At 68.5% G+C, this 5,450-nt stretch carries 5 protein-coding genes; all 5 read right to left on the reverse strand.

What is annotated here, in order from left to right; genetic code table 11:
* Window positions 1-948: glycosyltransferase 87 family protein (locus AB1634_18505; protein MEW6221504.1), on the reverse strand; the 948-nt coding region annotated here is incomplete at its 3' end.
* A complete protein-coding gene (gene mobB / locus AB1634_18510) occupies window positions 945-1,472 on the reverse strand; it encodes a molybdopterin-guanine dinucleotide biosynthesis protein B (protein MEW6221505.1) in 528 nt (175 codons plus the stop codon). The genes AB1634_18505 and mobB, both read right to left, overlap by 4 nt.
* Before the next feature lie 30 nt (window positions 1,473-1,502).
* The gene (locus tag AB1634_18515; GenBank protein ID MEW6221506.1) at window positions 1,503-2,342 is read right to left on the reverse strand and encodes a rhomboid family intramembrane serine protease; all 840 of its coding nucleotides are present in this window, start codon (window positions 2,340-2,342) and stop codon (window positions 1,503-1,505) included.
* Between the two features lie 52 nt (window positions 2,343-2,394).
* Window positions 2,395-2,751: a DUF3135 domain-containing protein gene (locus AB1634_18520; protein ID MEW6221507.1), complete on the reverse strand. Its 357-nt coding sequence runs from the start codon at window positions 2,749-2,751 to the stop codon at window positions 2,395-2,397.
* Between the two features lie 212 nt (window positions 2,752-2,963).
* Entirely contained in the window at window positions 2,964-4,790 is a 1,827-nt protein-coding gene (locus tag AB1634_18525) for a hypothetical protein (protein ID MEW6221508.1), read from the reverse strand.
* Between the last annotated feature and the right edge of the window lie 660 nt (window positions 4,791-5,450).

A 5,450-nucleotide genomic window follows, 5' to 3' on the forward strand; every position in this document is an offset into this window, starting at 1 on the left:
AAAGAGGACCGCCCGCACCAGGCCGGGGAAGCTGCCGGGACCGAGGAAGAGGCCGCCCAGCCCGGCAACGGCGGCACCGGCGAGCCCCAGCCAGCGGCTGCCGGCCACCCATTCCCGGAAGGTGATGATGGTAGGATCCGCCACCCCCAGCCAGAACAGGACGTAGCTGGCCGCATCCACCGTCGACTCGCCGTTCATGGTGCGGGCCGCCTGGGCAAGATACGGCTCCAGCATCGCCTGCCAGCCGGCGGTGGCCCAGACCACGAGGTTGCCCGCCAGGATCGGCAGCAGCGCCAGCCCCACCACCTCCACGGCTGTCCGGGCCGAGCGCCGCTGCCAGGCGTAGCTCGCCACTACCGGCAGCAGGAACAACGGGTAGCCCTTGAAGGCCACCGCCAGGCCCAGCGCCAGGCCAGCGGCACGCCAGCGCTCCCGGGCCAGGAGGGCCATGGCGCCCAGGACACAGACGCCGGGGTAGATGTCGAAGCGGTAAAGGGCGAAGAAGGGGAAGGCCGGCACCAGCCACAGCCACCAGGCCCGGCCGGCCAGGCGGCGGGTGAGGCCGGCTACGGCCAGGAACAGGATCAGGGAGAGCGAGGTCCACACCTGCACGAAGACCGGGAACAGGTCCTGCCCGCCCTTCGCCAGTCGGCCGGCCAGCCAGCGGACCCCGGCCATGACCAGGTTGGCCGCCAGCGGGTATTCCGAGAAGACCTCCTGGTAGAGCCGGCCAGACCCGTCCACCCAGCGGCTGGCCCGGAAGTAGACCCCGAGGTCGAAGACGTCCAGGAGCAGGCGCACCGGAGGCGGCGGCTGGCGCCAGAGCCACCCCAGAAGCGGCTGCCAGCAGGCGACGGCCAGGCCAAGACCGGCCAGGCCAAGAAGCAGCGGCGGCAGGCGGTGGCCGGGCGGGGCAGGCAGAGGATGGGGCAGGGGCTTGCTGCTCACCGGCCAGGGGGCTCCGGGGGAGCAGCGGCCAGCAGGCGGGCGATCAGGAAATCGCACAGCGGGCCGACCTCGTCGAGACCAAAGACCGGCACGTCCACCCCCAGGGGCTCGTCGGACGCCACCGCCAGCAGGTGCGGGTCGGGAGCCGCGCCCCGGCACAGCAGATCCCCACCCCGCTCGCGGCGATGGACCTCGATCTTGGGCAGATCCAGTCTCTTGAAGCCCTCCACCAGGACCAGATCCATGTCAGAAAAATAGTGGGCCAGAAGCTCGGCCAGGGGCGGGGTCACGGCATGGCGCTTCACCAGGGCCAGCCTGGCCGGGGAGGTGATGAGCATGGTGGCGGCCCCGGCCTGGGTCAGCCGATAACTGTCCTTGCCAGGGTGATCGATCTCGAACCGGTGGGCATCGTGCTTGATGGCGCCCACCGCCAGGCCCCGGGCCGTAAGCTCGGCGATCACCTTCTCCAGCAGGGTGGTCTTGCCTGTGTTGGAGCGGGCCACAAACGAGACGGCAGGCACCATGGTCGTGTCGTAGTCTTTCCCGATCCCCGGTCAGAACAGGCGCGCCGCGACCGCGGTCAGCACCGCCCAGGCCAGGACCGCCACGGTCAGGCAGGAGCAGCACCAGCCCAAGGCCCGGTCAACCGAGCCCTCCGGCCGCTTTTCCCGGTAGCCCAGGGCAAGGGCCAGCAGGAAGCCGCCGACAAAGCCGCCGATGTGGGCCCAGTTGTTGATCCCCGGCACCAGAAAGCCGAAGAGGAGGATACCGGCGGCCCAGCCGCTGATCCGCCGGTAGATGATCTCGCCATACAGCCCCCCCCGGTCGCGGCCATAGAAGAAGAGGGCGCCCATGAGGCCGCAGATCGCCGCCGAGGCACCGATGGTGATCCGGATGCCCGCCAGATAGGACATCCAGTAGCCAACCACCCCGGCCAGGGTGTAGATGGCCACCCCCCGGCTGGGCCCATACTCCCGCAGGACCAGGGGGCCGAGCTGGCTTGCGGCCATCATGTTGAAGATGAGATGCAGGAGGCCGCCGTGCAGGTAGCTGGCAGCCACCAGGGACCACCAGCGGTGCAGGCCGTCGATGGGCACCGTGCCGGTGGCGCCCAGGAGGACCAGGCTGGTGTTGCCTGGGGAGAGAAAGGCGAAGGGGTGGAAGCTGAGGTCGGCGCCCCGTGGCTCCAGGGCCAGGGAGCACAGGAACATGCCGACATTGAGGCCGATGAGCACCCGCACCAGGTGATCCTGGTCATAAAAGCCCCGGCGCCAGGGGCTGTTGGACCACCAGGAGCCGGGCCGGGCCAGGCCGCAGTACGGGCAGGTCGCCACGTCCCGGCTGACCAGCTTGCGGCAGTCGGGGCAGAGAATGGAGCGGCGGCCGCCGGTCATGATCCGCCGTGAATCCGCCTGCGGCCGGGCCGGCCCTTCGGCCGTCTGGGGCTCAGTTGCGACACGGCGCCAAGGGCAGCACCGCTGCCAGGGGTCGGACTGGTCGCTCTCCCATGTGCTCCCATGCGCCACCGCTCACCTGCTGCAGGATCTCCAGAAAGCCACCCGGGCCGAAGGTGTGCTGGGAGAACAGATCGTAGATCCGGATGCAGGCTGCCATGGGGTTCGGGGACGCCGTCCGGATGGCATCCACCTTCCACTGGAGCTGCCGCAGCCGGTGGCGGTATTCCGGGGCGCCGCTGCTGATCACCTTCTCGATGGCCAGCTGGCGCTTGGCCTCGAAGGCCTCGGGATCGGCCACCGCCAGAGACGACCATTCCTCAAAATCGAAATCCTCGGCATGTTCCATTTCGGCACCCGTTTTTCAGCCAGTTCAATGGCCCACCTTTCCGGAAGGCGCGGCCCGATGGAGGGTAACGGATCCGGAGCTCCGGGCCGGCATTGCCTCGACCTTGCCAGCCTCGGATATTACGAGACCAGGGGCGACCGCGCAACGAAAAACCGCTCCCCGGCCGGTGCCGGATCCGGGCCGGCCTTGTGCCGTGGGGCAAGGCCCGGTGGCTACCGCAGCAGGGCGTAGGCGGCAGTGATGGCCACCGGCGTCTTGTCGGCACCGGCATACATGTCCAGGAACCGGGCCACCGGTGCCGCGGCCGCGGTATCGCCCAGGTCAGCCACGAAGCTGGCCGGCACGGCCTGGTAGAGAAGCTCGGCTCGCACCGTGAACGGACCGCTGCGACCGGCGGTGCTCACGCTGTAGGCCACCTGGTCGGAGCCGCCGCTGAAGTTGGCATCCTGCCGGGCGGCGCCGTAGACCGCGATGTCCGCCGGCACCGCTTCCTTGGCAAAGCCCTGAGGCAGGAGCCGGTTGTCTTTCCGGTAGCCCGCGGCCCGGAGCAGGGTGCGGGTGACCCGTCCCTCGGTGTCTTGCATGACCGCCTCGTAAATCTGCACCTCGTCCGGATCGCTGATCCGGTCGTAATGGGGCTCGAAGGCCGTTGGATCCCGGTCGGCATCGTTGCCGGCGATGCGGCCGTCCGGCAGAGGCCGGCCGGACTCGAAGACGGGCTGGCCCTGGCCGTCGAGAACCGTGACGTGCAGCCAGGCCATCCGGGAAGGGAAGCCGGTGGGCAGCTTGTGGCCGGCAAGGCTGGCCACCGTCACCAGCGTCTCCAGGCGGCCGGCCTCCTGGCGGCCGGTGATGGCGAGGGTGGCGGTTTCCTGCTGCAGCTGGCGCACGGTTCTGGCCCTGGTCGCTTCCAGGTGCTCGGTGGACGCGGTCAGGCCCAGGGGTGCCAGGTTGTCCGCCATCAGGGTGAGCATGAAGGCATTGCCGCCCACAAAAAGGTGCTGGGAGAAGTGATCCTTGGCCTGGACCTCGCTGGGGGCGTAGCGGGCGATGGTCACCGGGTTGTGCTGGGAGTGGGGCATGTGGCACTCCTGGCAGAGCCGTCCCGGGCCCGGGCTCTCGCCCAGGTCATAGCGGGCCGGCACCGCCTGGCCGAAGATGCTGTGCTGCCACTCCAGGTAGGCGGTCTGCTCCGGGAACACCCCGGCCACCTCACCCCGGGCATTGACGTAGGGGGTGTAGAGGGTGTGGCAGGTGGCGCAGAAGGCCGAGTCGTTGACATGCTGGCTGTAGGTCGGGGTGTAGCGGACGCTGGTGGCCATGGGCCAGGTCACGGGATCGGGATAAGGGCCGAAGAGGGGCCGGTCCGGGGCCTGGGCGCTGGTGTCGATGACAAAGGCACCGCTGAACCCCTCCGGCCGGCCCAGATTCCGGTCCTGGATCTGGTGGCACAGGGTGCAGGAGACGCCGTCCATGCCTGCCTCGTGCAGGGGATGGTCGGCAGCCAGGATGGCGCTCACCGCCACCGGGCTGTTGGCGCCCCCCTCGGCAGTGGCCTCCACATAGGCCATGGGCATGTGGCAGTTGGCGCACTTGGTCTCAATGACCGGCGCCAGGCCCGGCAGCCGGACGACCTCCGAGGCGACCTTGGCCTGCCAGAAGGGATCCTTGGCGGCGTTGGCCATCATGGTGGAGCGCCAGTGGCGGGTGATGGACATGTCGTTGCCCTGGGCATCCGTGAGGAGGTCATGGCAGGCATCGCAGCGGGCCGCCCCCAGGAAGTGGCGGGCCGAGAAATCGGTCAGGGGCCAGCCGGGATGGGGACGGGCCGAGGCCTGGGGGGCAGCCAGCTCGCTGCCAGGCAGCGGTGCTGCCGGCTGGGCGGCAGGAGCCGCCGGCAGTGCCGCCACTGGCGCCGGGTCGGCGGCCGACGACTCGTTGCGGGCCGCGGGCAGGCAGCCGCCGGCCAGGCAGGCCAGGACAGCCAGGAAGGCCAGAAGGGAGACAGACGGATGGCGGTGGCCAGGATCGGGTGCCATGGGGACCTCCTTTGCGACATCCCATTGGGAGGATAGGGGGAAACACGAGGCCGGCCGAAACCGGCGGTGGCCACGCAGCACAGCACGCGAGACGCCGATGTGCACAGGGGCCTCGACTTCCATGGCACAGACGGCCGAAAAAGGCAAGGGAGGCGCCCCCAGATATCGCTGCCATCCCTGTGGCGGCACCTCCCCGGGCAGACCGCCCCCTCCGCCGCCAGGCATCCAAAGCCCACCATTCTGGACCACTACTCATCCCTGTTTCATGTCATACGATTCTGCCAGCCGGACACCATCCCTCACCGTCCTACCACTATTTTCAGTGCGCATAGCCACTGGCGCGGGCGGCCTGGCCCATGTCCCGATGCATTGCGGCAGTAAGGCGGTGGCGAGAGGGCGACCAGAGGGCCTCCCCGGCTAGCGGGGTACCTCCCATCTGTACTTTCTGGAAAGAATCGACTTGCATGCTGAAGAATTGGACTATCGGGCATAGGGCCATCAATACAATCTCGGGGATAAAAAGATCGTGCCGGCACAACTTTTTCTGTTGACAAGGAGAAAGGCAATCGTTTATGAGTCTTCTCACCGTCAAAATTGGCCGTTGCGGTCGAGAACTACGTTCTTCATGAAATCTTCATCTTTGCCACACCCTCCATGTTG

The sequence above is a fragment of the Thermodesulfobacteriota bacterium genome, from assembly GCA_040755095.1.
Classification (GTDB): domain Bacteria; phylum Desulfobacterota; class Desulfobulbia; order Desulfobulbales; family JBFMBH01; genus JBFMBH01.